This is a genomic window from Paenibacillus sp. 32352, assembly GCF_002042965.1.
GTDB lineage: Bacteria > Bacillota > Bacilli > Paenibacillales > NBRC-103111 > Paenibacillus_S > Paenibacillus_S vulneris.
Genome location: NZ_MZNT01000006.1, coordinates 363,446 through 389,539, shown reverse-complemented (window position 1 = coordinate 389,539; position 26,094 = coordinate 363,446). Strand labels below are relative to the sequence as shown.

Annotated in this window: 30 protein-coding genes; 27 read left to right on the top strand and 3 right to left on the bottom strand. The window is 50.7% G+C overall.

What is annotated here, in order from left to right:
- Positions 1-6 precede the first annotated feature (6 nt).
- The 5 genes from B1728_RS16920 to dpsA all read left to right on the top strand — a co-directional run bounded on the left by B1728_RS16920 (position 7) and on the right by dpsA (position 3,919).
- A complete protein-coding gene (locus B1728_RS16920) occupies positions 7-582 on the top strand; it encodes a CBO0543 family protein (protein WP_079911404.1) in 576 nt (191 codons plus the stop codon).
- Between the two features lie 88 nt (positions 583-670).
- Entirely contained in the window at positions 671-877 is a 207-nt protein-coding gene (locus B1728_RS16915) for a DUF1657 domain-containing protein (RefSeq protein ID WP_079911403.1), read from the top strand.
- Positions 878-957: 80 nt separating this feature from the next.
- Positions 958-2,475 carry a phospholipase D-like domain-containing protein gene (locus tag B1728_RS16910; RefSeq protein WP_079911402.1) on the top strand — a complete coding sequence of 506 codons (1,518 nt, stop codon included), beginning with the start codon at positions 958-960 and terminating at the stop codon, positions 2,473-2,475.
- Positions 2,476-2,641: 166 nt separating this feature from the next.
- Positions 2,642-2,962, top strand: a complete 321-nt coding sequence (locus B1728_RS16905; RefSeq protein WP_079911401.1) for a YunC family protein — start codon at positions 2,642-2,644, stop codon at positions 2,960-2,962.
- Positions 2,963-2,992: 30 nt separating this feature from the next.
- Positions 2,993-3,919, top strand: coding sequence for a dipicolinate synthase subunit DpsA (dpsA, locus tag B1728_RS16900; RefSeq protein ID WP_079911400.1), 927 nt, complete (start codon positions 2,993-2,995; stop codon positions 3,917-3,919).
- Positions 3,920-4,231: 312 nt separating this feature from the next.
- On the opposite strand, the gene desA is transcribed toward dpsA, so the two are convergent.
- On the bottom strand, positions 4,232-5,257 hold the full coding sequence (desA, locus tag B1728_RS16895; RefSeq protein WP_079911399.1) for a Delta(5) desaturase DesA: 1,026 nt from the start codon (positions 5,255-5,257) through the stop codon (positions 4,232-4,234).
- 467 nt (positions 5,258-5,724) lie between these two features.
- On the opposite strand from desA, the gene B1728_RS16890 reads away from it, so the two are divergent.
- The 7 genes from B1728_RS16890 to ltrA all read left to right on the top strand — a co-directional run bounded on the left by B1728_RS16890 (position 5,725) and on the right by ltrA (position 12,484).
- Entirely contained in the window at positions 5,725-7,899 is a 2,175-nt protein-coding gene (locus tag B1728_RS16890; protein WP_079911398.1) for a PAS domain-containing protein, read from the top strand.
- 158 nt (positions 7,900-8,057) lie between these two features.
- Positions 8,058-9,101 (top strand): ATP-binding protein, encoded by a 1,044-nt coding sequence (locus B1728_RS16885; protein ID WP_079911397.1) that lies wholly within the window; start codon positions 8,058-8,060, stop codon positions 9,099-9,101.
- 195 nt (positions 9,102-9,296) lie between these two features.
- Positions 9,297-9,734 (top strand): Hsp20/alpha crystallin family protein, encoded by a 438-nt coding sequence (locus tag B1728_RS16880; protein WP_054943631.1) that lies wholly within the window; start codon positions 9,297-9,299, stop codon positions 9,732-9,734.
- A 105-nt stretch (positions 9,735-9,839) separates the two neighbouring features.
- Positions 9,840-10,187, top strand: a complete 348-nt coding sequence (locus B1728_RS16875; RefSeq protein WP_023559073.1) for a hypothetical protein — start codon at positions 9,840-9,842, stop codon at positions 10,185-10,187.
- A gap of 81 nt (positions 10,188-10,268) precedes the next feature.
- Complete coding sequence (locus B1728_RS37345; protein ID WP_368665237.1) at positions 10,269-10,406, top strand: DUF1641 domain-containing protein; 138 nt, start codon at positions 10,269-10,271, stop codon at positions 10,404-10,406.
- A 70-nt stretch (positions 10,407-10,476) separates the two neighbouring features.
- Positions 10,477-10,638 carry a hypothetical protein gene (locus B1728_RS36315; RefSeq protein WP_179136053.1) on the top strand — a complete coding sequence of 54 codons (162 nt, stop codon included), beginning with the start codon at positions 10,477-10,479 and terminating at the stop codon, positions 10,636-10,638.
- Between the two features lie 430 nt (positions 10,639-11,068).
- Complete coding sequence (gene ltrA / locus B1728_RS16860) at positions 11,069-12,484, top strand: group II intron reverse transcriptase/maturase (protein ID WP_041052834.1); 1,416 nt, start codon at positions 11,069-11,071, stop codon at positions 12,482-12,484.
- A gap of 92 nt (positions 12,485-12,576) precedes the next feature.
- On the opposite strand, the gene B1728_RS16855 is transcribed toward ltrA, so the two are convergent.
- The gene (locus B1728_RS16855) at positions 12,577-12,783 is read right to left on the bottom strand and encodes a DUF1657 domain-containing protein (protein ID WP_079911395.1); all 207 of its coding nucleotides are present in this window, start codon (positions 12,781-12,783) and stop codon (positions 12,577-12,579) included.
- Positions 12,784-12,927: 144 nt separating this feature from the next.
- Between B1728_RS16855 and B1728_RS16850 the strand changes: the two genes are divergently transcribed.
- The 7 genes from B1728_RS16850 (at position 12,928) to B1728_RS16810 (ending at position 17,365) form a co-directional block, all read left to right on the top strand.
- A complete protein-coding gene (locus B1728_RS16850; protein WP_079911394.1) occupies positions 12,928-13,788 on the top strand; it encodes a DUF421 domain-containing protein in 861 nt (286 codons plus the stop codon).
- Positions 13,789-13,801: 13 nt separating this feature from the next.
- Complete coding sequence (spoVAC, locus tag B1728_RS16845) at positions 13,802-14,290, top strand: stage V sporulation protein AC (RefSeq protein ID WP_483310982.1); 489 nt, start codon at positions 13,802-13,804, stop codon at positions 14,288-14,290.
- Positions 14,291-14,296: 6 nt separating this feature from the next.
- Entirely contained in the window at positions 14,297-15,319 is a 1,023-nt protein-coding gene (gene spoVAD, locus B1728_RS16840; RefSeq protein WP_079911392.1) for a stage V sporulation protein AD, read from the top strand.
- Entirely contained in the window at positions 15,319-15,684 is a 366-nt protein-coding gene (gene spoVAE / locus B1728_RS16835; protein WP_079911487.1) for a stage V sporulation protein AE, read from the top strand. The genes spoVAD and spoVAE overlap by 1 nt, the downstream gene beginning before the upstream one ends.
- Before the next feature lie 3 nt (positions 15,685-15,687).
- The gene (locus B1728_RS16830) at positions 15,688-16,020 is read left to right on the top strand and encodes a phospholipase D-like domain-containing protein (RefSeq protein WP_079911391.1); all 333 of its coding nucleotides are present in this window, start codon (positions 15,688-15,690) and stop codon (positions 16,018-16,020) included.
- Between the two features lie 473 nt (positions 16,021-16,493).
- Positions 16,494-16,820 carry a hypothetical protein gene (locus tag B1728_RS16815; protein ID WP_079911388.1) on the top strand — a complete coding sequence of 109 codons (327 nt, stop codon included), beginning with the start codon at positions 16,494-16,496 and terminating at the stop codon, positions 16,818-16,820.
- A gap of 44 nt (positions 16,821-16,864) precedes the next feature.
- On the top strand, positions 16,865-17,365 hold the full coding sequence (locus tag B1728_RS16810; protein WP_079911387.1) for a YhcN/YlaJ family sporulation lipoprotein: 501 nt from the start codon (positions 16,865-16,867) through the stop codon (positions 17,363-17,365).
- Positions 17,366-17,907: 542 nt separating this feature from the next.
- Here B1728_RS16810 and B1728_RS36310 read toward each other — a convergent pair.
- A complete protein-coding gene (locus B1728_RS36310) occupies positions 17,908-18,186 on the bottom strand; it encodes a hypothetical protein (RefSeq protein ID WP_179136052.1) in 279 nt (92 codons plus the stop codon).
- 359 nt (positions 18,187-18,545) lie between these two features.
- Between B1728_RS36310 and bioA the strand changes: the two genes are divergently transcribed.
- The 8 genes from bioA to B1728_RS16765 all read left to right on the top strand — a co-directional run bounded on the left by bioA (position 18,546) and on the right by B1728_RS16765 (position 26,042).
- A complete protein-coding gene (bioA, locus tag B1728_RS16800; RefSeq protein ID WP_218672306.1) occupies positions 18,546-19,877 on the top strand; it encodes an adenosylmethionine--8-amino-7-oxononanoate transaminase in 1,332 nt (443 codons plus the stop codon).
- Positions 19,874-20,665 carry a dethiobiotin synthase gene (gene bioD, locus B1728_RS16795; RefSeq protein WP_079911384.1) on the top strand — a complete coding sequence of 264 codons (792 nt, stop codon included), beginning with the start codon at positions 19,874-19,876 and terminating at the stop codon, positions 20,663-20,665. The genes bioA and bioD overlap by 4 nt, the downstream gene beginning before the upstream one ends.
- On the top strand, positions 20,662-21,660 hold the full coding sequence (gene bioB / locus B1728_RS16790) for a biotin synthase BioB (protein WP_481752835.1): 999 nt from the start codon (positions 20,662-20,664) through the stop codon (positions 21,658-21,660). The genes bioD and bioB overlap by 4 nt, the downstream gene beginning before the upstream one ends.
- A gap of 20 nt (positions 21,661-21,680) precedes the next feature.
- Positions 21,681-22,865 (top strand): 8-amino-7-oxononanoate synthase, encoded by a 1,185-nt coding sequence (gene bioF, locus B1728_RS16785; protein WP_079911383.1) that lies wholly within the window; start codon positions 21,681-21,683, stop codon positions 22,863-22,865.
- Entirely contained in the window at positions 22,858-23,595 is a 738-nt protein-coding gene (locus B1728_RS16780; RefSeq protein ID WP_079911382.1) for an alpha/beta fold hydrolase, read from the top strand. The genes bioF and B1728_RS16780 overlap by 8 nt, the downstream gene beginning before the upstream one ends.
- Entirely contained in the window at positions 23,585-24,442 is an 858-nt protein-coding gene (gene bioC, locus B1728_RS16775; protein ID WP_079911381.1) for a malonyl-ACP O-methyltransferase BioC, read from the top strand. The genes B1728_RS16780 and bioC overlap by 11 nt, the downstream gene beginning before the upstream one ends.
- 525 nt (positions 24,443-24,967) lie before the next feature.
- On the top strand, positions 24,968-25,255 hold the full coding sequence (rpsR, locus tag B1728_RS16770) for a 30S ribosomal protein S18 (protein WP_079911380.1): 288 nt from the start codon (positions 24,968-24,970) through the stop codon (positions 25,253-25,255).
- A gap of 370 nt (positions 25,256-25,625) precedes the next feature.
- A complete protein-coding gene (locus B1728_RS16765) occupies positions 25,626-26,042 on the top strand; it encodes a CBS domain-containing protein (RefSeq protein WP_079911379.1) in 417 nt (138 codons plus the stop codon).
- Positions 26,043-26,094: the final 52 nt, after the last annotated feature.

Genomic DNA, 26,094 nt, shown 5'->3' with positions numbered 1-26,094 from the left:
GCATCGGTGGACGAAAATCAGATTCATCATGCAATCGAACAAGCCTATCAATTGATTGTGGAAGCACACCGCAACATGACTGACATTTGGCGCACTCACGTACTGTTTACGCGGCAATGGTGGCTGGGAGTAGGTTTATCGATATGCCCCTGGCTACTTTGGATCGGATTTCGGGACAAGAGAGCTACGGGACAGTTTCTCCTATCCGGGTTTACGATCATTATCGTGTCATCGTGGCTGGACCAGCTTGGGATTGCCATGGGACTCTGGCATTATCACTGGGAAGTCATACCGTTCATGCCGGCCAATTTTCCATGGAATTTTTCACTTCTTCCCGTCACGGTGATGTTCTTACACCAGTATAAGTCTGGCATACATCCGTTGTTCAAAGCTCTCCTATTTGGGGCATTTTCTGCATTTGTGGCCGAGCCGATCTCACAAATGGCCGATTTATACCACCCCGTTCACTGGAAACACATCTATTCGTTTCCTATCTATGTTGGGCTGTACTTGCTGGCTTCAAGCATTGCCAAGAAGGGCATAGATTGCGGCAAGTCTTCTCAGGAAGACGCTAACCCCTGACAATCGCCGATCATCAAATTTTACCATTCATCAATTTCCTGAAGGATTGACATATTACATACGGATGCCATTTCAGGAGGTGATCAACATGACGGTAGCTTCTCAAATGAAAACAGCTGTAGCTTCATTAAAAAGCGCGCAGGCCAGCTTTGAACAATTTGCGTTAAATACACAAAACCAGCAGGCCAAAACCACGTTCACAAATGCAGCGCAACAGACACAAAACATCATTGACCAGGTCACTCCACGGTTACAACAAATTGAACAGGAAGAACCGCAGTACAAAGGGTTCTAAAAAAGGCCATGCCGATCTCTTCTCGGCATGGCTGCCCCTTTTATTCCCTCGTAGATGACTGGATTGGGAGGCTGATTTTCTTGGCATGGATAGCAGGATTATGGCTAGTAAATACGGCACTGCTCAGCATCATTGCGGTTCGGGAGGTGCGCCGCCCCGCTAAGGCGTTGACTTGGATATCAGTCGGACTTGTATTACCGATTATCGGATTCGTGTGTTACCTGTTCGTCACGAATCCTGTGCAAATCCGGCGGGACAAACTCGTTTCTTCACACAATAACCCGATAGCGTTGCCTCCAGCATGCGGTCACTCCGCTTCAGTTATCGCCCGGGCTTTGCAGCCTTTGTCTGTGAGCGGCCTTCGAACCGGTTCCGTCCAAATCCTTACGAACGGGATGGAAACTTACGGAAACCTCCTTCAGTCGATTCAATCCGCACAAAAGACTATCGATCTTGAATATTACATATACCGGAATGACCATATTGGTAAACGTATCGCAGATGTGCTGATGGACCGGGCTTTATCCGGTGTGAACATTCGTTTTATAAGGGATGGCTGGGGAAGCTGGTCGTTTCCCAAACATGCGGTTCGCCGGATGATGGAGGCAGGCATCGAATGCAGGACTAGCTTTCCCTTGCGATTCCCCTGGGTACTATCCAACTTGACATACCGGGATCATTGCAAGATCGTCATCGTCGACGGAAAGGAAGCTTTTATGGGAGGAATCAACGTTGGGGACGAGTATACAGGAATGAAGCCGGATGTCGGTTTTTGGCGCGACACTCATATGCGGTTAAGCGGCGAAACAGCGGATGATGTGAAAGCCGTTTTTGAGGCTCATTGGAAAATGGCGTCACCGGACATGCCCCACTCAACGAGAAAAGCAAAATTTATCCCTGAATCGGCTCAACATTCAGACGATAAAGCCACTCATCCCTTTCCATCCGGCAAATCAGAACGATCCGGATATGGGTGGGAATGGGGATCGGAGCTGGGAACGACGGAAGGCACACACATGGGAAAAGCTTCCCCATCCAAGGATTCGCATAACGTCTATATACAGATATTCGAAGGCAATCCCGGGCTGCCTACACCGGTCATTCGGGAAATGCATTTCATCTGCCTGACGCAGGCGACCCGAACCATCGACGTAACCAACCCTTATTTTATACCCGATGCGGATATCATGATGGCCATCAAAACAGCCGCGGCGCGTGGCGTTCGAGTGAGATTACTGGTGCCGCGCCAAGTGATTCCTAAAGTTGCAGGAGCTGCAAGCCGTACGTTTTATGGCGAACTCGTGGAAGCAGGGATCGATGTGTATCAGTACAACAAAGGGGTGCTGCACGCGAAAGTCATGATTATCGATGGCGAGATTGCCGAGGTGGGTTCTTCCAACTACGATCTCCGCAGTTACCGTTTAAACTACGAAGTGTGTGCAGTGATGTATCATTCCGATGTGGCCCGGGAGCTTACGGAACAATTCGAACGGGATCTCGCCGAGGCGACTCCTTATCGTTTGGAAGACCATGTGCATCGTTCTTCTTCCGAGCGCATGCTTGATCAAGCGGCGCGTTTGTTATCTCCTTTGTTATAAATCTCAAAAATGACATGGAATTGAATCGAAGTCCAGTTTACACATGTATATAGCGAAAGGGGAGAAGGCTCCCAACGAAGACAAGTAATATCGGATTTGGGCTACCGTCTATGGTGCAAATATCACGCCCGGCATATAGTGTAGAAAAAAAGGAGCTGCATCATAGATGATCATGATGAAACCGATTGAAGTGGAAGGTCATCAGGTTATAAGTATCGAGGTCGCCCTGCCCAAAACAACACTTCTTGCCATCACAACCGATCACGGATATATCATGTGCGGCGCGCTGGATATCCGTTTGTTAAATGAGAAATTAAACGATCGTCGAATTGTCGCAGGACGCGCAACCGGGGTACGAACAATAGAGCAATTGCTGGATGCCCCGCTCGATATGGTTACTACAGAGGCGGAATTACGCGGAATTTGCGCTGGAATGAAAGGAGCAGATGCGCTTTTAAAAATGGTAAACGAGGTCGGTAATAGTTGAGTCCATACTTAAGGAAAGTAGGGGAATTTTTTGTTAACGGGTCTGCATATTGTCTTCCTTGGAGGCGATGCCCGGCATCTTGAAATCATTCGGTCATTCACTGACCTGGATGCAAATGTTGCGGTAATCGGTTTTGAAGATTTGCACGAACAACTTCACGAAGTCCAGCATTCCAAGCTTACGAAGGAAGTTCTTCGCAAAGCTGACGTAGTAATATTGCCGGTTGTCGGTACAGATGACCATGGCAAAGTAGAGTCTTCATTTTCAGCTGAAACGCTACTGCTGGACAAAGAATATATGTCCTGTTTGCCGAAACACGCAAAAGTTTATACAGGCATAGCCAAGCCCTACTTGAGGAACCTTTGCGCGGAACTAGGGATCGATCTGATTGAATTATTCAGCAGGGACGATGTTGCCATCTACAATTCCATTCCCACTGCGGAAGGCGCCTTATTGATGGCCATTCAACATACGGACATTACGATACATGGTTCGCGTTGTATGGTGCTGGGTTTGGGGAGAATCGGTCTTACGTTAGCCGGTATGCTTCTCCGCCTGGGAGCACACGTCAAAGCGGGTGTGCAGAAACCGGAGCAGTTTGCACGTGCATGGGAGATGGGGATTGAGCCGTTTTATACGAAAGATTTGTACGATGAAGGCGTAAATGTGGATATTATTTTTAACACGGTTCCGGCGCAAATCCTTACTTCTCGTGTTTTAACCCGCATTCCGCATCACGCAATCATTATTGATTTGGCTTCCAAACCTGGTGGGACTGATTTTCGTTTTGCCGAAAAACGTGGAATCAAGGCCTTGTTGGCACCAAGTTTACCGGGATTGGTCGCGCCAAGAACGGCTGGGCGTATATTGGCGAGTACGTTATGTCAATTGATCCAGGACGAACGGAGTCGAAATCGAGAGCAAATGGACATACTTGCTTGTCCTTCCGGGATATGAGGTAGCGAACACTGCATAACGTATCATTTGGAGGTGTAATTACTTGTTTATACTTGATCAGAGAGGCCTGCACTTTGCCGGCCTCCGTCTTATTTTCGTAAGAATTCGGATGATGAAGCGCGTGGTGAAGCGGCTCTTTCGCATACATTAGTCGCTTTATGGGGTAGGCCAACGGAACGCGAAAACCGTACGTTAGCAATTGTGATGCATTAAGGCTCCAGAAGGTCCATTGGCTAGGCCTTGCAACACAATTGCTCTTGTACTGCATTCCTTAGCGTACGGAAAATCAGCGATGTTACTGGATTGTTCTCCTTAGCGTACGTTTTCCGCGTTTTGTCGGTGGAAGCCCCCTTTTATATCCTTAAACCCCACAAATCGCTTGCTACTTTCGTCCCACAATCTGTATCGAAGCGCCCGCAGACTTTGGAGCAGTCCAATGGTGGGAACGTGCTGTAGGTCGGCATTGCTCTCGTGTGTTTGCTGTAAGCGATAGTTCGGCACCCGAGGATCCAGATGATGTATATGGTGGAAGCCAATATTCCCCGTCATCCATTGTAAAATTGTGGGCAGCTTATAAAAGGAGCTACCGCGCATCGCCGCGCTGACATAGTCCCACTCAAGTTCCCGCTCGTAATAAGTGTTCTCGAATTGGTGCTGCACGTAGAAGAGCCATATGCCCGCAACGCCAGAAAGGTAGAGGATCGAACCCTGCACGAGGAGCACCTCCTTCCAGCCGAGCGTCCAACAGAGAAGTCCCATCAGGCCAATCAACGCTGCGTTCGTCAGGTAGGTGTTCATGCGCTCCTTATGCCTGGCATTCTTCCGGTTCAACCGGTACTGAACCAAGAAAAGAAATACCGGTCCAAGTCCGAACATGATCAACGGATTGCGGTATAAGCGGTATCCCAGACGTCTCCATGGGGAGAGCGCCATGTATTCCTCCATAGTCAGCGTCCAGATGTCCCCTGTGCCTCTGCGGCATAAATTCCCGCTGGTCGCATGATGAATGGAATGCTCGTTTTTCCATTGGTCGTAAGGGAAAAAGGTGAGGATCCCCGTTAACGTCCCGATGATCGCATTCGCCTTTCTGCCAGCAAAGAACGACTGATGGCAGCAGTCATGGAAAATGATGAAGATCCGGATCATGAATCCAGCAGCCAGAATCGCAAGCGCCAGCGTGATCCAGATGGAGATCGGCAGACTTACGTAAGCGAGACCCCATAACAGGACGAAGGGAACAATGCTATTAACCAACTGTCGGACGCTCTTCCACCTATCCGATTTACTGTGAAGAGACACGCCCTTCTTCCTTCGGGGATATTCTTGAGGTAAATTCAAAGGATTCCTCTTCTCTTGAATTTATTAGCAACTTAGCACGGATGCCATCTCAGATTAGGCACACGCACTCGATACACTTATATTATATATGATCCCAGCACTAAAAGCAACTTCCAACATTTTTATTACATCAGCTTTGCAGGTGATGTCAGCTTCACGGGTATTACCCCGTTTTGTGATCAAATCAGGATGCATTAACGTAAGTTTTTCGCGTTCCGTTGGCCCTCCCCATTTTTCGAAGAGACCAGATTTGCGCTTGGGACTTCGCCATCATCATTCATTCAGATTTAAAACATAACTTAATATGGCTAGCCGCTCGGGGGGGATTCCAAGTTAAGCTAGTCTCGGAATGTGTTCCAACTGTTACAAATTGCCTATATAATGGTGTACATACATAGGTGCTTTGCAGAAGAACGTTACGTATGCAAACACATACGCTTATTGCACAGTCGGAGGTTACTTGCACAATGGATATTTCAGATTTGCTTTCGCATCCTGTCGCCCACCACGCATTTCATTATACACTTGTCGGAAAAGCTTTGGTTCGGCTCGGCGGGGAAGTGGAAATGGTCAATCGCTCGCTATGCAACATGCTGGGCTATACAGAACAAGAACTGCTGCGAATGAGAATACATGATATCATTTATACGGAAGACGTTCCATTATATAACGGATCCATCAATGACTTGTTAGGCGGTAATTCCGATTATGTCGAAATGGAAAATCGTTATATTTGTCTTGACGGCAGACACAAATGGGGAACGACAACCCTATCGATCATCGAAGTGGAGGAATATCCGGAAAGGATATTCTTGATCCAGATTCAGGAGATCACGTATCGCAAAAGGCTTGTTGAATTGAACGAGGAATACGCGGATAAATTCAGAATGCTTGCTGACAATCATTCCGATCTTGTTTACGACGTCATGTTGGATGGAAGTATCAGCTATGTGAACCGCGCCTGCACGAAATTATTGGGCTATGACTTATACGAATTGGAAAGAACACTTGGAGACATCATTTGGAAAAGTCTGGAGCACGTGACGGAAACGTATACCAATGCCCCGTTTGAAATGGAAACTTCAATTGAAGCGAAAGACGGCCAAATATTAAAATTCAGCGTATTGCATATCCCGAATTTCATTCAGAATGAACTCGTAGGGCTGCATTGCATCGCAAGGGATATTACCCTGCAATCCAGTATGGAAAAGGCCCTGAAGCACAGCGAGAAAAAGTATCGTTTGTTAGCGGACCACACGGGGGAAATGATTGCTACACTGAATATCAATGGCATTATCTACTACATATCGCCGGCGTGCAAACCATTGCTGGGTTATGATGCGACGGAATTGATAGGAAGACCTGTCTGGGAACTGTTCTATCCTCCCGATATAGAAAAATTGGACAACTCGCAAGAGTGGATGAATGAAGACGGTTATGTCAACATTTTGCGATTACGTCGAAGAGACGGCTCCTTTGTTTGGGTGGAGGTCGTAAGCAACACGCTACGGTACGATTCGGGCAATGTTCGTGAAATAGTTAAGGTTTTTCGAGATATCACGAGCCGAAAGACGCTGGAAGACGTCCTGGCTACTCAAGAACGTGTCATGAGTGGTATTGTCGAAATGATGGATGTCGGCGTTGTGATTTGTGATGAAAATGGGATATTGACAAGCATGAATAGAGCCGCAAGACAATTGCACGAATTCGTACAGATACCTCTTTCTCCCGAACACTGGAGTTCTACATACGGATTGTATGAATCGGATGGAAAAACGCTGTTGAGCAAGGAACGCGTCCCGCTTTATCGGGCGTATCGGGGCGAAAGTTTCCGCGATCTGGAAATGGTCGTTAAAAAGTCGAATGGCGAGCATCGCCTCGTTCTCTGTCATGGGAAGCCGATCATTGTTCACAATAAAATTGTGGGCGGCATTTGTGTCATGCACGATATTACCGAATTTGATGCAGCCAAGCAATCTGCTCATCAGGCAGACAAATTATCCATAGCGGGTCAAATGGCCGCGGGAATTGCGCATGAAATTCGAAACCCGCTTACCGCGCTGAAAGGATTTCTGCAATTGTTAAGCGCCGGCAACGAAAATGGAAGTAAGTACTACGATATTATGAAGGATGAATTAACTCGTATCGAACTTATTCTAAATGAACTGCTGGCCTTAGCCAAACCGCAAGAGATGAACATGACGCGGCATGATCTTTCCGAGCTGATTCAGGATATCGTCGTGCTGCTTCAGGCGCAGGCCACTTTACATAATGTTGAAATTCACTTTCATCCAACCAAGGAATCCGTGCAGATCCGGTGCGATGGAAATAAAATCAAACAGTTATTTATTAATTTGATTAAGAATGCCATTGAAGCGATGCCTGAAGGGGGAACTGTCTGGATCGAACAAATGCGATGCGATGAATGGGTTAAAGTAAGCATAAGGGATAACGGGGTTGGAATTCCGCAAGAATTGTTGCAAAAGATCGGACAACCCTTTTTTACGCAGAAAGAGACAGGAACGGGTCTCGGGCTATCCATTTGTTATCAGATTGCAGAGTATCACAATGCGAATATTGAGGTTGCAAGCGAGGTTGGTGAAGGTACAACTTTCACCGTATCGTTTCCCGTCGCTCTGTAACAGCGAATTTAATAACTTCTTTGAAAGTGGGTTTAATTTTATTCATAACCCATCCACTTCGTGACGAGAAATTCGCTCGCTTGTTTACTGCAGTTTGCACATGATAAGTGGCCGGGAAGGGAGTTAATGGAGGAAGCAAATGGAGGACGTTAATAGAGATGAAGCAAATCGTAGAGTTCCTTATGAATTCCGATCAAATGGATATTGGACTGGCTGTCGTTGATTCAGAAGCCAGAATTTTATGGTTAAATACAACCATGAACACATGGTACTCAGTAACCCCCGAAGAAGAATTCCCTGCACACTCGGCAATACAAGCGATCGTGGGGCAAGTATTGCAGGATAAAAAGAATTACCCGGGAGTACTCGTACAAGAGAAGTTAGATGGCAAAGTGCGATCCATGATCGCCTATGTATACCCTCAGTTAAAAGGGGAATGTTTTGTTCTAATGGCCGATATCCAAGATTTTCAACAGTACGTGCAAATTCAATGCGAGAAAGAAAGAAGGGAAACGATTGGGCATATGGCGGCGGGCACAGCCAATATCATTTTAAATCCTTTAGCGGTAATCAAAGGGACGCTTCAACTTCTGGAAAAAAGTTCGAAGGATCATGTTTCCGTTTTGCAATTTGCGGCATCTCTGCCTCATCAGAAAATGACAGGATACTTTAAGCTGCTCGATGAGCAAATTCAGACGATCGACAAAGCGTTGCAGCGGTTTTTGCTCTTTGGGAAACCTTTTGAATGGAAATTTGCTCCTGTTTCTGTCCTTTCGTTTATGCAAGAATGGGTCCCCGATATACAGGTTCAAGCGTTGGAGAAAACAGTACGTTTCGCTCTGGAATATCCGGAGCGAAACGGTTTTGTGTTTGGACACCCCAAGTTGCTGCGAGCGGCGCTGCAAGAAATCATTGACAACGCATTAGATGCAAGTCCCCCAGGTTCTGTCTTAACGCTCCGAATAAACATTACGGATAATCATATCCACATCATTGTTCGCGATCAAGGAGCAGGAATTCCAAAAGATCTGCAGTCCCGAATCATCCTACCGTTTGTTACAAGTAAACCGGACGCTATCGGATTTGGGCTTAGTTTCAGTCATGCTATGATCGAAAAAATGGGGGGCTCTTTGAATTTCGAAAGCTCGGAGGTCGGCACAAATGTTATCGTTCAATTACCGACATTTACGGGAACAACTTAAAATTGTCGGTAACATTGCTGTAAATGCCAATGGCTACACAACAAACCCTCAAAAATTTTTTTCGGGGGCTATTGCCGGGAGTTTCCGACCAAAGGCATATTCCAATTCAACTATGCAGGGTAGCAAAGAATAATATTTTCCGAAGAGTACAAAATAAAGCTGAAAAAAAGATAATGTGACAATGGAGGAACTTACATGCCGCTCATTCCTTGGGATTCGTTTCGCAATACCGATCTATGGAGAAGGGATTTGGAAAAAATTTTTAACGAAGGTTTTCCTGAAATAGGCGCGCGTCTGGGATTTGCTACCCCTCGTATTGATGTATTTGAGACTGAACATGAAGTGATTGCTTCTTGTGAAATCCCTGGTTTGGATAAAAAAGAAGACCTTCATATCGATGTGGATGAAAACATGCTTACAATTAGTGGGACCATAAAGCAAGCGAATGAAGTGAAACAGGAACAAATACATCGCAAAGAACGGTTTGTCGGACGGTTCCAACGGTCGGTGTCTTTGCCATCACGCGTTCAAACGGAAGGAACGACAGCAACGTATCGCAACGGTGTCCTTGAAGTTCGCATGCCGAAATTAAAAGCCGATACCCAACGGCAAATTGATGTGCAGTTTCATTAAAATGAATTGTGAGATCACAATATAGGCGTTACATGAAAAATGGGCGCTTGCACATAATAAGCTTTGGGGGATGAAGTCCTACCATATTGAAGGAGGTCAAAAATCGTGTATCAACAAAACCTTTCACAGCAAGCAAGCCAATGCGCGCAGATTATTCAACAGTTGATCCAGCAAACCCAGCAATCGAGCAACATGTATCAGCAAATGTTGCAACAGGAGCAGCAAAACGCCGCCCAACTGGATCAGCTGGCCCAGAAAGAACGTCAAGCGGTTCAAACCATTCAATCTGTTCTGCAAGGACATCAAACTGCCATACAGCAGATGCAGCAGGCGATGCAAATTTGTTCTCAGCTTCAACAAACAGCGCAACAACAAGCCGGCGTGCAGAATGCGGGCTGGCCAATGGCTCAGAGCTGGCAGAATCAGAATTTGCAGCCACGGCAGTATCAATAAAACAGCAAGTGAAAAAACGATCGCTTTCTTTAAAAAGAAGGCGGTCGTTTTTTCACTTGACGATGCGTATACCCCAAAACCATTCCCAAGATAAGGCGCGCTGGTTTGCTCGGGATGCTGAAGGCGCTAGGCGAGGCTGAGGTGCAAGTCTCGTTCGGCATGCTGCTGAACCTCTTGCGTGGCATTTGCGACTATTTGCAAAGAAAATCGGCGACCTGACAAGCAGGCTGCGCGAGATTTGGGAGGATACAGGCATGGCAACTGCAAAATTTCGCGAGGAGCGGAAATCGTGATCAGCGTATGCGAGGTTTGCGGGGCTGAAGAGCGGGAGGATACGGAGGCGGCAGCGGAAGGCAGTGTATCCGACACCATTCTTCATTTTTGCGAGTCGTGCCGTGCGGATCGGCAGCAGTACACCGGCGGTACAGCTGCGGATCATTTGCTGCACTAGCCGGGATCTGCTTCCGGTTTTGTTTAGTGCGCCACGCATGGCGATTAACTAGGCGGTGAAAGTCCGCTGTGGGGGCTTGTAGTGGCCAACCACTAGCCAAGAGCAAGGGTGTCCATCGTGAGGTGGAATCTGAAGGAAGCTGGAGGCAAACTTCCGGCCCGAGGAACACGAACATCATCAGGCACAAGGAATGGGACGAGCTTGCTAAACAAAGCGAAGTCCAATACACTACACGGACATTCCAGTGTAAATGGTGCGGGTAGATGGAAGGAAAGTGAATCGTCTTACCGTGGGAGGTCTCATGGACGTGAGGAGATGGACTTCGAATCACGGTTGAAACAAGATTTATCATGAGAAGTCAGCAGACGCCGTAGTACCTCGAACAGTCGACGGTTCGAGGGAAGGGCCGAACCTTAGGAGGTGTGGGTCAATGAATGATACCAAAACAGGAGCCAAGTGCAGCCAACTTCGAAAAGAAGGCTCGCCGCAGAACGTACATGCGGAACATGGAGAATATGCGAGAGCGCACATTCCTGCGAGGATACCTGAAACCGACAACACCAACGCATACGAGTCGAAGAGTGGTCTGCTTGAGGCAATCGTGAGCAGAGACAACATGAACGAAGCGTTCAAGCGGGTCAAAGCAAACAAAGGATCTCACGGAATCGATGGGATGGGAGTAGATGAACTTCTACAATATCTCAAAGAGAACGGAGAAACCATCAAGCAATCCATTCTGGACGGAACCTACCGTCCGAATCCCGTCCGAAGGGTAGAAATACCGAAAGAGGGCGGAAAGAAGAAGAGGAACCTGGGAATTCCCACGGTGGTGGATCGAGTCATCCAGCAGGCCATATCCCAAGTCCTTACGCCGATCTACGAGAAGCAGTTCTCGGAGAACAGTTACGGATTCCGGCCCAAGAGAAGCGCGCACTATGCCATTCGGAAAAGCCAGACCAACATCAAGGAAGGGTATACATATGTGGTCGATATGGACTTGGAGAAATACTTTGACACCGTGAATCAAAGCAAATTGGTGGAAGTACTATCCCAAACCATTAAAGACGGACGGGTCATCTCGCTCATACATAAGTATCTGAAAGCCGGCGTAGTTGTGAGGCACCGCTTCGAGGATACGGAAATCGGCGTACCGCAGGGCGGAAACCTAAGTCCACTCCTCAGCAACATCATGCTGAACGAACTGGACAAGGAACTAGAGAGCCGCGGCCACAGATTCGTCCGCTATGCAGATGATCTCCTCATTTTCTGCAAAAGCAGAAGGAGCGCCGAACGGACACTGGAGAACATCATTCCCTTTATCGAGAAGAAGCTGTTTCTCAAAGTGAACCGAGAAAAGACGGTGGTGGACGAGGCAAGGAAGGTCAAATTTCTTGGTTTCTCCTTCTACGCAAAAAAGGGAGAAACACGAGTTCGAATCCACCCGAAATCCATTGCAAAGATGAAGGCCAAAGTAAAGGAACTTACATCAAGAAGCAATGGAATGGGGAATGAGGAACGGGCTGAAAAACTTAGACGCTATATCATGGGGTGGATTAACTACTTCAAAATAGCGGATATGAAGAGTCTGCTCCAATCCACGGATGAATGGATGAGAAGGCGGATTCGCATGATCTTCTGGAAACAATGGAAACGAGTGAAAACGAAATATGAAAAGCTCAAGTCGCTCGGAATCCAAGAACAGAAAGCTTGGGAATACGCCAACACAAGAAAGAGCTACTGGAGAACTTCCAATAGCCCCATCCTCTCGAAATCCCTCGGAAACAACACCCTCAAAGGACTCGGTTTCTTATTCTTTTCTGATTATTATCGACAAGTAACTGCGTGAACTAAGGAACCGCCGTATACCGAACGGTACGTACGGTGGTGTGGGAGGTCGGCTACTCAACTAATGGGTAGCCTCCTACCCGATTGGATGGACTAGAAGCCCTTGAATTGCGGTTCTTCGTTTTCGATCTGCTGAACACGGGCGTTTATCTGATCGGCGATTTGCTGGGTTTGCTTCGCGGCTTGCTCGAACATAGTCTTCGCTTCCTGGTTTTGCGTGTTCAGCGCGAATTGTTCCAGACTAGCCTGGGCGCTTTTCAGCGAAGCCAGGCAAGTTTTGACCTGAGTAGCTACAGTCATTGTCGAATCCCTCCTTTCCTGATTAACCTCTCATATAAGATAAGATGTCTTTTTCAGCTGCAAAATATGACTCCGGACAATCATAAATAAATTCCATTTTGCTCATACTATGGAAAAATTGCACAAGAAGAAAGGGAGTCTTCCATGCCGGGTTGGTCGTTTATCGTATTTCGTTCCCTGGGCGCGGTAGTGATGCTGTTTGTCCTCACGCGTATTTTGGGAAAGAAGCAAATTTCACAGCTGACTTTTTTCGAGTACATTACTGGCATTACGCTTGGCGAAGTAGCCGGATTCATGTCCACGGATATCGAGGGGCATTACGTGTATGGTATGATTGCCATTTTCATCTGGTTTTTCGTTCCATTCGTTGCCGAACTCCTTACGTTAAAAAGCAAGACGCTTCGGGAGTGGTTGGAAGGCAAGGGGAGGGTCGTCATTAAAGACGGTAAAGTTCTTGAGGATAACTTGAAAAAGGAACGTTATACCGCCGATGAACTGATGGAGCAATTGCGGACCAAAAACGTATTCCGGGTCGCAGACGTGGAGTTCGCCATGCTGGAAGCGAGCGGTGACTTGAGCGTGCTGCTGAAAAAAGAAAATCAGCCGCTGACGCCCGCTCATCTCGGTGTGAAAACGGCGCCCGAACAAGAGCCGCAAACCGTTGTGATGGATGGCGTTATCATGGACGAGCCGCTGGCTACGATTGGACTGAACCGGGGATGGCTGCAAACGGAATTGGATAAGATGGGCATCCCGCTGGAAAATGTGTTTCTGGGACAGGTGGATTCGTATGGGCAGCTGTTTGTCGATCTGTATGACGATCAACTGAAGGTTCCAGCTCCATCGTCCAAAGCGGCGCTGCTGGCGACGCTAAAAAAGTGCGCCGCAGATCTGGAAATGTTTGCGCTGGAATCGAAACAAAGTCAAGTAAAAACCATGTATGAACAATGCGCAGAGAGCATGGAGAACATCATCTCCGGCATGACGCCGCTGTTAAAACGCTAGGAGGGCAATGAAGATGAGCGTCGCAGGCCAAAGTAAAAGCAAGCTGAAGAAAGTCACGTTAACCCAGCAGGAATACCAGCGGATGGCCAAGTCCAAGGAGCCTCCGCGTCCGGTCGTGCGCAACTGTCTGCGCGCCTTTTTGGTGGGAGGGATCATTTGTTTAATTGGCGAAGGGCTGATGAAGTTGTTTCAGACGGTGTTCGGTTTTTCGGAGAAGACAGCAGGTAATCCAACCGTTGCCGTCTTGATCTTGCTCTCCGTCATCCTGACGTGCTTCGGCGTCTATGACAAAATCGCGCAGTGGGCAGGCGGAGGTACATCTGTTCCGGTGACGGGCTTTGCCAATTCAATGTGTTCGGCGGCGCTCGAGCATCGCAGCGAAGGGCTCGTTCTGGGCGTTGGCGGCAACATGTTCAAGCTGGCCGGATCCGTGATCGTGTTCGGTACGGTGGCCGCCTTCGTGATTGGCATTATACATTGGATTCTGGGACTGAAGGGGTGATCGGACATGCTGCAAGGACATCAAAGCTGGAGCTTTGAACATCAGCCCGTGATTGTGGCTGCCGCATCGGTTGTCGGTCCGGACGAAGCGCAAGGCCCGCTCGGCAACGACTTCGATATCGCGCACGGCGACCTGATGCTGGAGCAGAAAAGCTGGGAGCAGGCGGAGAAAAAAATGCTCGAGGAAGCGACCAAACTGGCCGTGGAAAACGCAGGCATTACCAAGGAGCAGGTGCAATTTTACATCGGCGGCGATCTGATGAACCAGATCATCAGCAACAGTTTTGCTGCGCGAACGCTGGCGATTCCGTATCTCGGTGTATTCGGCGCTTGCTCGACATCTATGGAAAGCTTGGCGCTTTCGGCCCACATCGTTAATTACGGTTCGGCCCGTTACGCCATGGCTGGAACGTGCAGCCACAATTGTTCGTCGGAGAAACAGTACCGTTATCCGACGGAATACGGGGCCCAGAAGCCTCCAACCGCCCAATATACGGTAACCGGAGCGGGAGCGGCCGTGGTGTCGCTGCAAGGCAACGGCCCTATCGTCACCAGGGCCACAATCGGCCGCGTCGTCGACATGGGCATCAAGGATCCGTTCAACATGGGAGCAGCGATGGCGCCGGCAGCCGTCGATACGATCCAGGCGCATTTCCGCGATTTCAACATCGAACCGGGATATTACGATTTGATCGTGACCGGCGACCTGGCGAAGGTAGGTTATGAGCTGGCATGCGAATTGTTCGAGAAGCACAAAGTTCCGATTCATCAGACGAAATATGACGATTGCGGACTGATGATTTACGATCGCGAGAAGCAGCCTTTCGCCATGGCAGGTGGCAGCGGTTGTGGTTGTTCCGCGGCAGTGACCTACGGACATTTGCTCAAAAAGCTGCAGAAAGGCGAGTATAACCGCATGCTCGTGGTGGCAACGGGGGCGCTTCTATCTCCGTTAACCTTTCAGCAGGGGGAGAGCATTCCTTGCATAGCGCATGCGGTAGCCATTGAGAATAGGGGGAACGGATCATGATGGACTTCGTTTGGGCATTCATCATCGGGGGAGCCATTTGCGTACTCGGACAGCTGCTGATCGATGTTGGCAAACTGACTCCGGCCCACACGATGAGTACGCTTGTCGTGCTGGGCGCGATTGTCGACGGCATTCCTTACAAGGGAAAAAGTTTGTACGAACGTCTGATCGAGTTTGCGGGCGCCGGCGCGACCGTCCCGATCACTAGTTTTGGAAACTCTCTGGTTCATGGAGCGCTTCAGGAGCTGCAGCAGGACGGATGGATCGGCATCATCACCGGGATTTTTGAGGTAACGAGCGCCGGCGTTTCAGCAGCGATCATTTTCTCTTTTCTTGCGTCGCTCGTAGCAAAGCCTCGTGGATGAAGCATGTGCCCGGCTTCTAGGATAGGAGCCGTACCTACTACGGAAGCCGGGGTACAGATTTACATGTACGAAAAAGGGATGCTGCACGCAAAGGTGATGGTCGTCGATGGGGAAACGGCTGTGGTATGTTCGGCGAATTATGATTTAAGAAGCAATCGCCTCAATTACAAGGTGTGCGAAGTTTTGTACAGCGCCGGTGTAGCGCGGGAACTCACGGAGCAATTTGATCATGACCTGACGAATTCCGCGCCCTTGCGCATGGAAGAATTACTGCAGCGCTCCCGTTCACATCGCGTACTCGATCAAGCGGCGCACCTGCTTGCCTCGCTGTTATAGCCCGCGGGTTCAACGCCGATATCCCCCACAGTTTTGCCGCGTTTGTCGTTTTCGCAAAAGTGGTTACAAAGACTCCGACGGGGGAATTGATCGGAACCTTTGTAGATAGAGGCAGTGGGGGATTCGTCCAGACTCCTGTCCGTGGTAGCAATCCAAGTCCCCTGCTCACCCGCTTGCAGAGAGGGAGGTTTTATCCTAAGACGTCCCTCCATAGACTGTTGATGTGAGGTAACCTCACCAATAATCAAAACCCCTAGGGAGGAACTATCAAGGATGCAGACCTTTACTCATTATGCAATGCCTATGTATTCACATGACCACACTGTTTATATTCGTCAGATGTACGAGTGGCACATGAAAATGTCGCATTATCAAGACCAATGCAAACTGCATCATTTGGAAAGGGCGAAATATTTTCAAGGTCTCATGGGAGCAACCGTTCATCAAATACCCCCTCGACCGGAAGAGGTTGCTTGAGAGAAGATTATCACTTGGAGCGAGGTGCTGAACTGGAAAAATTCCGTATGAAATTATTGGATCGCTGGATGACCCTTCGTTTCGTTCATGGGGGAAATGTTCCTTTTGACCAGGTATGGTATGAATTTCTTACAAGACATTTCATAGACGAGCATCCTAGAGAACAGATTTATGACGATTTGTGTAAAGAACTAGGAGTAACGCTCACCTGTAATGCCTGGATAACCCGAATAAAAGCCCAACAGGGTAAGCTTTTAGCGGCGGACATTTGTCCGTCGCTTTTCTGGTTGCAAAAAGGAATTGCACTCCCGCATGAAACTTGAATTGTTGAACCATAATATAAAAAACGTCAGCAAAGGAGCTAGATATGTTTTCAAACACAGCTAGAATGAAGAGCGTAGTTTTACTGCTTGTTATGGTGCCGGTTCTTACGACAGGATGCACGAATCAGCGAAACAACCAAAACAATCAAGTGAAAACGCAAGAGGTAAGAACGCAGCAGGCTCCAAATCAAATGCCGCAGAACGTCGATAACCGCATTCGAATTGCGCAACAAGCGGCGGATAAGATAACTCAGATTCCCGGCGTGCGGAAGGCGAATGTTCTCGTTACTCAAAATAACGCCTATGTGGCGGCAACGTTGGATACGAATCAGGGCCAGTTAACCCCGGAAATAGAAAGCCGAATTGCCCAGCAAGTCAAGGCGACGGATCCGACCATTAAAAATGTGTATGTATCCACGAATCCCAATTTTGTGGAACACGTGAACCGATACGTGAGCGATGTTGCGCAAGGAAGACCCGTTAGCGGATTTTTCAAGGAATTTAGCGATATGGTTCAGCGAATTTTTCCAAATGCCCAGAGTTGATTGAATGAAGATCCTGCCTTCATTAGGCGGGATTTTTTTCGCCTTTCTGATTAGGGATTTTGGAGTTGGGGGAGTTGGGGAAAAAGCGGATCCGTTTGTAACCTAATCTGTGATAATATAAAGATTTGATTATCCAACTAGCTCAAGATAGGTATTCGTCTTCGTCGACACACAGCATTTGACAAGCCGATTGAACATTTCGCCCTTCATCTCGTGGCTAATTCGTATTTTTTCGCGAGGTGTTTAAAGCGTTCTTTTTCCAGGGCGCAGTATGTATGATAACCGTCACTTGGCTATCGTCGCTCCTTCTTCAATATATTTCTGGGCGAAGTCAACAAGCGTCATCCCTTTCACGTCAGGGATGACTTGCATTTTGAGGTGTTTTCGGGAAGCCTTTCTTGTCGAGCGACAGTGCTACCAATACGGGGAGTTTGCTCCGTTCCGCGCCCGCGCTTCCCGTCTTGCGAGGGCGCCCCGAATAAAGCTTCATCCAACTCCACGATGCCGGCAACGTATAGGACGCATCAAGGTCGCTCATCGCCTTACGGATTTTGTGTTCGATGCCCCGGAGCAGTCTGATAAGCGACTTCCAATTCTTCGGAAAGTTGAGTGGCCGAAATACCGCGTTTATCGTGGCCGATCAAATAAATGGCCCAGAACCACTTCAGTAAATCGGTTCGCGTTTTTTCAAAGATCGTATCCGCGATTACGGTCGTTTGATGCCCACAACTGGCAGATTCGTAAAGCGGAAGTTTACGTGGTGTAATTTCGTAAGCGCGTGTGCTGGCATTTCGGACAGCAAAGCCGGTGGGCCATTTCATCTGGAACGCTGCAAGCAAGAAGGGATCATCAATGAAAGTCACGTGGTGATCAATAGTGGAGTGATTCATGCCTTTGAGAAAAAGCAGCCAAAAGGCAAAAGCGAACTGATATTACTATGAGTATCGGAACAATGCTGTTGAGAATCCACTCCAACGGTTCTTGTACTGGATCTGCTTGAGTCGGGATTTGTTAACCAATGATCGCTCTACTAGGTTAACAATATGTTTACAGGATTCCTGCGAATTGCTAAAATGGCCATAGCATAATTGTCAACCTTTCTAAAGATGTAAGGTTGACAATCCTCAAAGCGAATGGAGAGTGATTGGCTGTGGCAGCGACGTATGGTCAGCTTGCAGCGATGAACAAGGCCCATCTATGGCATCCTTTTACGCAGATGAAAGACTACGTCAATTCAGACCCGCTCATTATTGAGCGTGGCGAAGGTGTCAAAGTGTACGACGTGCAGGGGCGCTCGTATTACGACGGGTTTTCGTCCGTGTGGTTAAATGTGCACGGGCACAATGTCCCGGAATTGAACCGGGCGATCGAGGAGCAGCTTGGCCGCGTCGCCCATTCCACGCTTCTCGGCATGGCCAATGTGCCGGCCATCGAGCTGGCGGCGAAGCTGGCGGAAATCGCGCCGCCGGGATTGACGAAAGTTTTTTATTCCGATGCCGGAGCGACCGGCGTCGAGATTGCGCTTAAAATGGCTTTCCAATACTGGCATAACCGCGGTGTGCGCGGGAAGCATTCGTTCATAACGATGAAAGAGGCTTACCACGGCGATACGATCGGCGCCGTCAGCGTCGGCGCGATTCCGCTTTATCACGAAGTATTCCGCCCGATGCTGTTCCCTTCGCGTATCATTCCGTACCCTTACGGTTACCGTCATCCCGGTGGTACTGCAGGGGCGATGGAGGAAACGCTTGGCGCGCTACGCGACATGCTGGCGGCGCATGCCGAAGAAACCACCGCAATGATCGTGGAGCCGATCGTGCAGGGGGCCGGCGGCATTATCGTCATGCCGGAAGGCTGCCTACGTGAAATCGCGGCGCTTTGCCGCAAATACGGCGTCCTGCTGATCGCCGACGAAGTCGCGACAGGCTTCGGCCGAACCGGAGCCATGTTCGCCTGCGAGCTGGAGGGCGTGTCGCCGGATTTGCTGGTCGTCGGCAAAGGGCTTACGGGCGGATACTTGCCGGTGGCCGCCACGCTGGCGACGGATGAGATATACGACGCCTTCTACGCGGGTTACGAGGAACGGAAGACGTTCTTCCATGGCCACTCCTACAGCGGCAATCCGCTCGGCTGCGCGGTCGCGCTCGCCAGCCTGCGGCTGATGGAGGAACGCCGCACGGTCGATGGCGTCCGGACCAAAGCCGAGCTGGTGGCGCGCAAGCTCGCGCCGCTCGCGGATTGGCCGCACGTCGGCGACATACGCCAGAAGGGTCTGCTCGTCGGTATTGAGTTGGTCAGGGATAATGCCTCGAAGGAGACTTACGACTGGGCGGAACGGATTGGAGTCCGCACCTCGCTGCGCGCCCGCGAGCTTGGCATGCTGACGAGGCCGCTCGGGAACGTCGTCGTTTTCATCCCGCCTCTCGCAAGCACGGAAGATGAGCTGGATGAGATGACGGACATCCTCGCGACCTCCATCCGCGACGTGACCGAGGGGGGCTGGGACGGATGAACACGAGCGGGCTGCGTGGGTTTTTCGTCACAGGCACCGATACCGGTGTCGGCAAAACGATTGTGACGGCGGCGATCGCCGCCGCGCTGCGCGCGGATGGACTGAACGTCGGCGTCTGGAAGCCGGTGCAGTCCGGCGCTCCGCTCGGAAGCGGTGTTACCGACGCTGAACGGCTGCTGCGCGCCAGCGGCATCGACGATCGGCCTGAGGCCGTGGCGCCGTTCACTTTCGCCGCTCCGCTCACACCGCTGCTCGCCGCCCGGAGCGAAGGCGTCGAGCTGACGCTTGCGGCACTGCGCGAAGCGGGCGAGCCGCTTGTGCGGCGCTATGACGCACTGCTCATCGAAGGGGCCGGCGGCGTCGCTGTGCCCCTTACGGAAGATGCGTTTGTGGCGGACTGGGCCACGCGGCTCGCTTTGCCAGTGCTGATCGTCGCCCGTTCGGGACTGGGAACAGTCAACCATACGCTGCTCACCGCCGCGTACTTGCGGCAGCTCGGTCTGGCCATCGCCGGCGTTGTGCTGAATGACGGCGCGGACAACCCTGCCACAGGCGGAGCGGATGATCCGAGTGTTACCAGCAATGCCGAGCTGATCGAAATGTACGGCGGGCTCAAAGTTCTCGGCCGTTTTCCTCGCCTTGTGCATGAGCCCGGTCCGCAGGAGCTCGCGGATATCGCCCGGCGTATGTTGAATTTGACGACGCTGAGGGAAGGGGTCTCAGCGGTCTCGGCTTTTTCGGCTGCTCGGTACGTACATACTGAAAATGGAGAGGAAGATCTGCAGTGATAACGTTCGCAGCGGAGAAGGATTGGCGGAAGCTGGCACATAAGGCACTGAACGGAGAATGCCTGACGCAGGAGGAAGGCCTTGCGGTGCTGGAATCGGACAACGATGAGGTGCTGCCGATTTTGCAGGCGGCCTTTTTGGTGCGCAAGCACTTTTACGGCAAAAAAGTAAAGCTCAACATGATCATCAACGCCAAAAGCGGTCTCTGTCCGGAGGACTGCGGCTACTGCTCGCAATCGAGCGTCTCGACGGCCCCCATCAAGAAATATACGCTGCTTGACAAGGAGACGCTGCTGGCCGGTGCGCGCGAAGCAATGAGCCGTAAGGCTGGCACCTACTGTATCGTGGCGGCGGGCAAAGGTCCTACCGACAAGGAGCTCGAGCAGGTCGTCGAGGCGGTCAAAGAAATCCGCGAAACGATGCCGCTCAAAATATGCGCGTGCCTCGGCATTTTGAAGGACGGCCAAGCCGAGAAGCTGGCGGAAGCCGGCGTTCACCGGTACAACCACAATCTGAACACTAGCAAAGCTAACTACTCGTCGATCACGACGACACATACCTATAATCAGCGGGTCGAAACGGTCGAAAAAGTGAAAACGCACGGGATGTCGCCCTGCTCGGGCGTCATTATCGGCATGGGCGAAACAAACGAGGAAATTATCGAGATGGCTTGCGCCCTTCGCGAACTGGATGCGGACTCCATACCGATTAACTTTCTGAATGCCATCCCGGGCACGCCGCTCGAAAATGCGGGCCGCACGCCGGCCATGAAGTCACTCAAAGTGCTGGCGCTGTTCCGCTTCATCTGCCCGTCCAAGGAAATCCGCGTCGCGGGCGGCCGGGAAGTGAATCTTCGCTCGCTTCAGCCGCTTTCGCTCTACGCGGCCAATTCGCTTTTTGTCGGCGATTATTTGACGACGGCAGGCCAGGAAGTGACGGCCGACCACCAAATTATCGAAGATTTGGGTTTTGAAATCGAAGAGTGCGCCCTTTGAGGCGGGGAGTGGTGATACGCATGAGATGGATGGAAGAAGAGCTCGGGACGCTGGCGGAGCAGGCGCTGGAAAGAACGCTCCGCTGCTCCTCGCCTGTTCCCGGACGGCCGGGCTGGATAATTCGCGGCGGTCGGACGCTGCTGAACTTGTCTGGCAACGACTACCTTGGTCTGTCGCAACATCCGGCCATTACCGAAGCGATGCGAAATGCGCTGGACACGGGCAGCGGCTCGGGTGCGGGAGCGTCCCGCCTCGTGACCGGAAATCGGCCGCAATTCGGCCGGTTGGAGCAGGCGCTTGCCGAATGGCAGCAGTGCGAGTCGGCCCTTGTATTCTCAAGCGGTTATACGGCAAACTGCGGCGTAATCAGCGCGCTCGCCGGACGGGGGGACATCGTATTCAGCGACCGGATTAACCACGCGAGCATCGTCGACGGCATCATATTGAGCCGCGCCGAGCATGCCCGGTACCGCCACAATGACATGGAGCACTTGCGATGGCTGCTGGAGAAGCACCGCAGCGCACGGCGCAAGCTGATCGTCACCGACGCCGTCTTCTCGATGGATGGCGACGCGGCCCGGCTTTGGGAGCTCGCGGAACTCAAGCGCGAGTACGGGGCGATACTGATGGTCGACGAGGCGCACAGCGGAGGCCTCTACGGCTCTTATGGCGAGGGGCTCTGCCATGCGCTAGGCGTACACCGCGACGTCGATGTGCATATGGGCACCTTCAGCAAAGCGTTCGGCGTCTACGGCGCTTACGTCAGCGGCAGCAAAACGCTGATCCGCTGGCTGACGAACAAAGCGCGGATGCTCATTTACTCCACGGCCTTGCCGACGCATGTGATAGCAGGTATTCTGCGGGCGCTCGAGCTCGTACAGGCGGAGCATGAAGGGCGTAAGCGGCTTGTCGCAGCAAGCGTCAGCTTTCGCTCCGCACTTGCGAATGTCGGCTTCCGCACCGAAAGCGGCGACTCGCCGATCGTCCCGCTCATCGCCGGAGACAACGCCGCGGCCCTCCGTTTCAGCGAAGCGCTCGACGTTGCCGGTATTGCCGCTGTGGCGATTAGGCCGCCAACCGTGCCCGCCGGGACGGCGCGCATCCGCTTTTCGCTGTCAGCCGCTCATACCGACGACGAACTAACCGATGCCGCCGCCCGCATATGCGAAATAGGCCGGACACTGGGGGTGACGGCTGGTGAATAGCTGCGGTACGATATTGTGGCTCACCGGATGGAGTATCGACGATGACGTGTTCAATCCGCTGAGGGATCAACTGCGTAGCCGGCTGCCGGAGTGGCGGCATAGCGTAGCCCATTATTATGATGCCAAAACACCGGAGCAGATGCACGTAATTGCGAAAGTTGCGGCGCACGCTTGTCGTCAGGCGTCCGACGGGTCGCTCCTGATCGCCGGGTGGTCGCTCGGTGGGCTGCTGGCGTTAAGACTGGCCGGAGAGCTTGGAGCGGAAGGTCTCGTGCTGCTAGGCTCAACCGCCCGCTTCATCCGCCCAAGAGGCGAAACGGATCTCGGCTGGCCCGACGCTTATCTCAGGCAGATGAGTTCGGCTCTGAAGCACGACCGCGCTGCGGTCGAGTGGAATTTTCACAAAAACCTCTTTACGCCGCGCGAGCTAGAACGCGGCATCCACGAGATGCTTCCTGCGGCTGGCCGGTGGCCGAACCAAGCGTTGCTGGCCGGGCTGGAACTGCTCAGACACGAGGACTGCAGGCCGCTGCTGCCGGGTATCGCATGTCCCGTGCTTGTCGTTCACGGCCAGGACGACATCGTTTGTCCGTTCGGCGCAGCGAAGGAGCTTCATAAGTCGCTGCCGCGGGCGTCACTGCTTGCGGTGGAAGATGGCGGCCATGCCCCTTTTCTGGGACGGGAGACGGAGGTGGCCGATGCCATAAGGAGCTGGTGGTATGAGCGATAGACTGGATACGATACGGCGCCGCTTTAGCCGAAGCGCCGCAGGAGATTACGATGCGCATGCCCATGTGCAGCGGGCCATGGCCGAATCGCTTGCGGAGTTTGTTATTGGGCGCGACGCATGGAACCACATGGAAAATGCGAAAATATTGGAGATCGGCTGCGGCACCGGGGCGCTAACTCTCATGCTGCGGAACGTTTGGCCGAATGCCGAAATCACGGCGCTTGACGTTGCGCCTGCCATGCTGGAGGCGGCGAAACGCCGGCTTCGTGCAGCGGTCCCCACCCAGAAACGATTGAATCCGGATATACAATTCCTGGTTGCCGATGTAGAAGCCTGGACGCGACAAGCGGCCTGCGGAAGCTTCGAACTCATTGTGTCGAACGCCTGTTTCCAATGGCTTGCCCACCCGCAGGAGACACTATGCGAGCTCAAGCGGCTGCTGCGTCCAGGCGGAATGCTGGCATTCACGACGTTCGGAGCGGAGACGTTTCGAGAGCTGCATACCGCATTCGAGCTTGCTTACCGTGCGCAGGGCCTGAAGCCGCAGCGCCACGGCCTGCCGCTGCATACAGCTAAGGAGTGGAACGCAATGCTGGCCGCAGCCGGGTTTATGAATCCGCAGCGCCGCCAAAACGTCCGCATCGAACGGTACCCGACGGTGCGCGATTTTCTCCATGCGATAAAAGCGATCGGCGCCAGCGCCTCGGTAGCCTCCCCTTCCGGCCGGATCGGCCTACGCCGCCTTTTTCACGACATGTTCCAGCACTACGAGACGCGATACGGCGACTCTAATGGCATCCTTGCGACATATGAGCTGCTGTTGCTGCATGGTTTCGCTCCGAAATAAAGTATCGCCGAAGGAGAGGATGAAGAACAGGAAACCGTCTACGGAACGTTAGCGTATATTATGTTGAAATTGGCAGTAATGGCAAAGCGAATAATCATAAACAGCTAAATTCTTAGAGTATGAAAAATAACAGGGACAACGAGGGCTTAGTACAAAAATTTACATATGCATCTCTCGTCTGGGAAAGTTTAAATTCTGCATGTTTAGTTCTGGAGAGACAAATAGACTACCAGAACTACCAATCGTGGTAGCCTATTTGCTCTAAATGCAAGGAGGGGACTGTACCCCACCATTAGTATATATACCGAGGTGGTTGTATAAGTACAATTACCGAGGCGGAACAAGGTCCGATTTAAACATTTGATTTTTAGACGTATTTGTGGTAATTTAAGAAAAGTGAATTCACGGTTTACACAGGGACGTGTGTGTAATCAATAAAAACTCAATTAGAACAAGGAGTATTGGGGAATTACACAGTGTACGTTCTTCAATATTGCCATTCTAACGCAGAAAGGACTGAATACGATGAGTTTCCAAAAGAGAGACAACGGCGGCGAAGAGCGCGGCGAGCGTAAATTCGGCGGTCGTGGTGGAAAAAAAGGCGGAAAGCGCCGTAAAGTGTGTTACTTTACTGTAAACAAAATCAAACACATTGACTATAAAGACATCGAAACGCTGAAGAAGTTCATCAGCGAACGCGGTAAAATTCTTCCGCGTCGTGTCACTGGTACTTCCGCTAAGTACCAACGTATGTTGACGATTGCGATCAAACGCTCCCGTCAAGTTGCGTTGCTGCCATACACAACGGAGTAATTGTTGTACCGAAGAAGACAGTTGGGAAACCGGCTGTCTTTTTTTATTTGCGTAAGAAATGACATAAAACCCGTTTTTTCCAATATGCTGATCAGGATAAGGGCGGTTTTTTGAGAAAAAGGGCGTCCTCATTCTGGAAACCTTTTATACTATAAAACAGAGACCGTTTATTTCATATGAAGAGGTCTTGTTGCGGGCCTTATTCGCGGGCGGCCGGAGCAGCAGGGAAGGCAGGGATGAAGCGTCCCTATTCTTTTGGTAAAATAGAGAAGGAGCTTCAGAAGGTCGTTGTATATCTTCCTTCCGAATCATAGTGTATGATAAAAGGGATCGCACCAAGGAAGTTTAGATTGGAAAGGGTGGCTTCAAAGTGAATATCGCTTTTTTTCTACTGCCTAAGGAGGATGTCATTTATTTATCCCCTCATTCTACGATGCGCCAGGCATTGGAGCGAATGGAATACCACCGTTATTCTGCAGTTCCGCTGGTGGATGAAAACGGCAAGTATGTAGGGAACATTACCGAGGGCGATTTGCTCTGGAAGCTGAAGCATTCTCCGGAGATTGGATTCGAGAATACGCATAAGGTCCAGCTGAAGGATGTCTCGCAGCATATGAACATTAAACCGGTTCGCATTGACCAGCAGATGCAGGATTTGATCACTCTCGCAACCAACCAGAACTACGTCCCTGTTATAGATGATAACGAGGTTTTTATCGGCATTATCCGCAGAAGAGAGATCATTGATTATTGCTTCAAACTTTGGCTGGCCGAACAAAAGGTTTAGAATTGTGGTATAATTATCTAAAGTGTCAGCCTAAAAGAAAGGCGGTTATCCC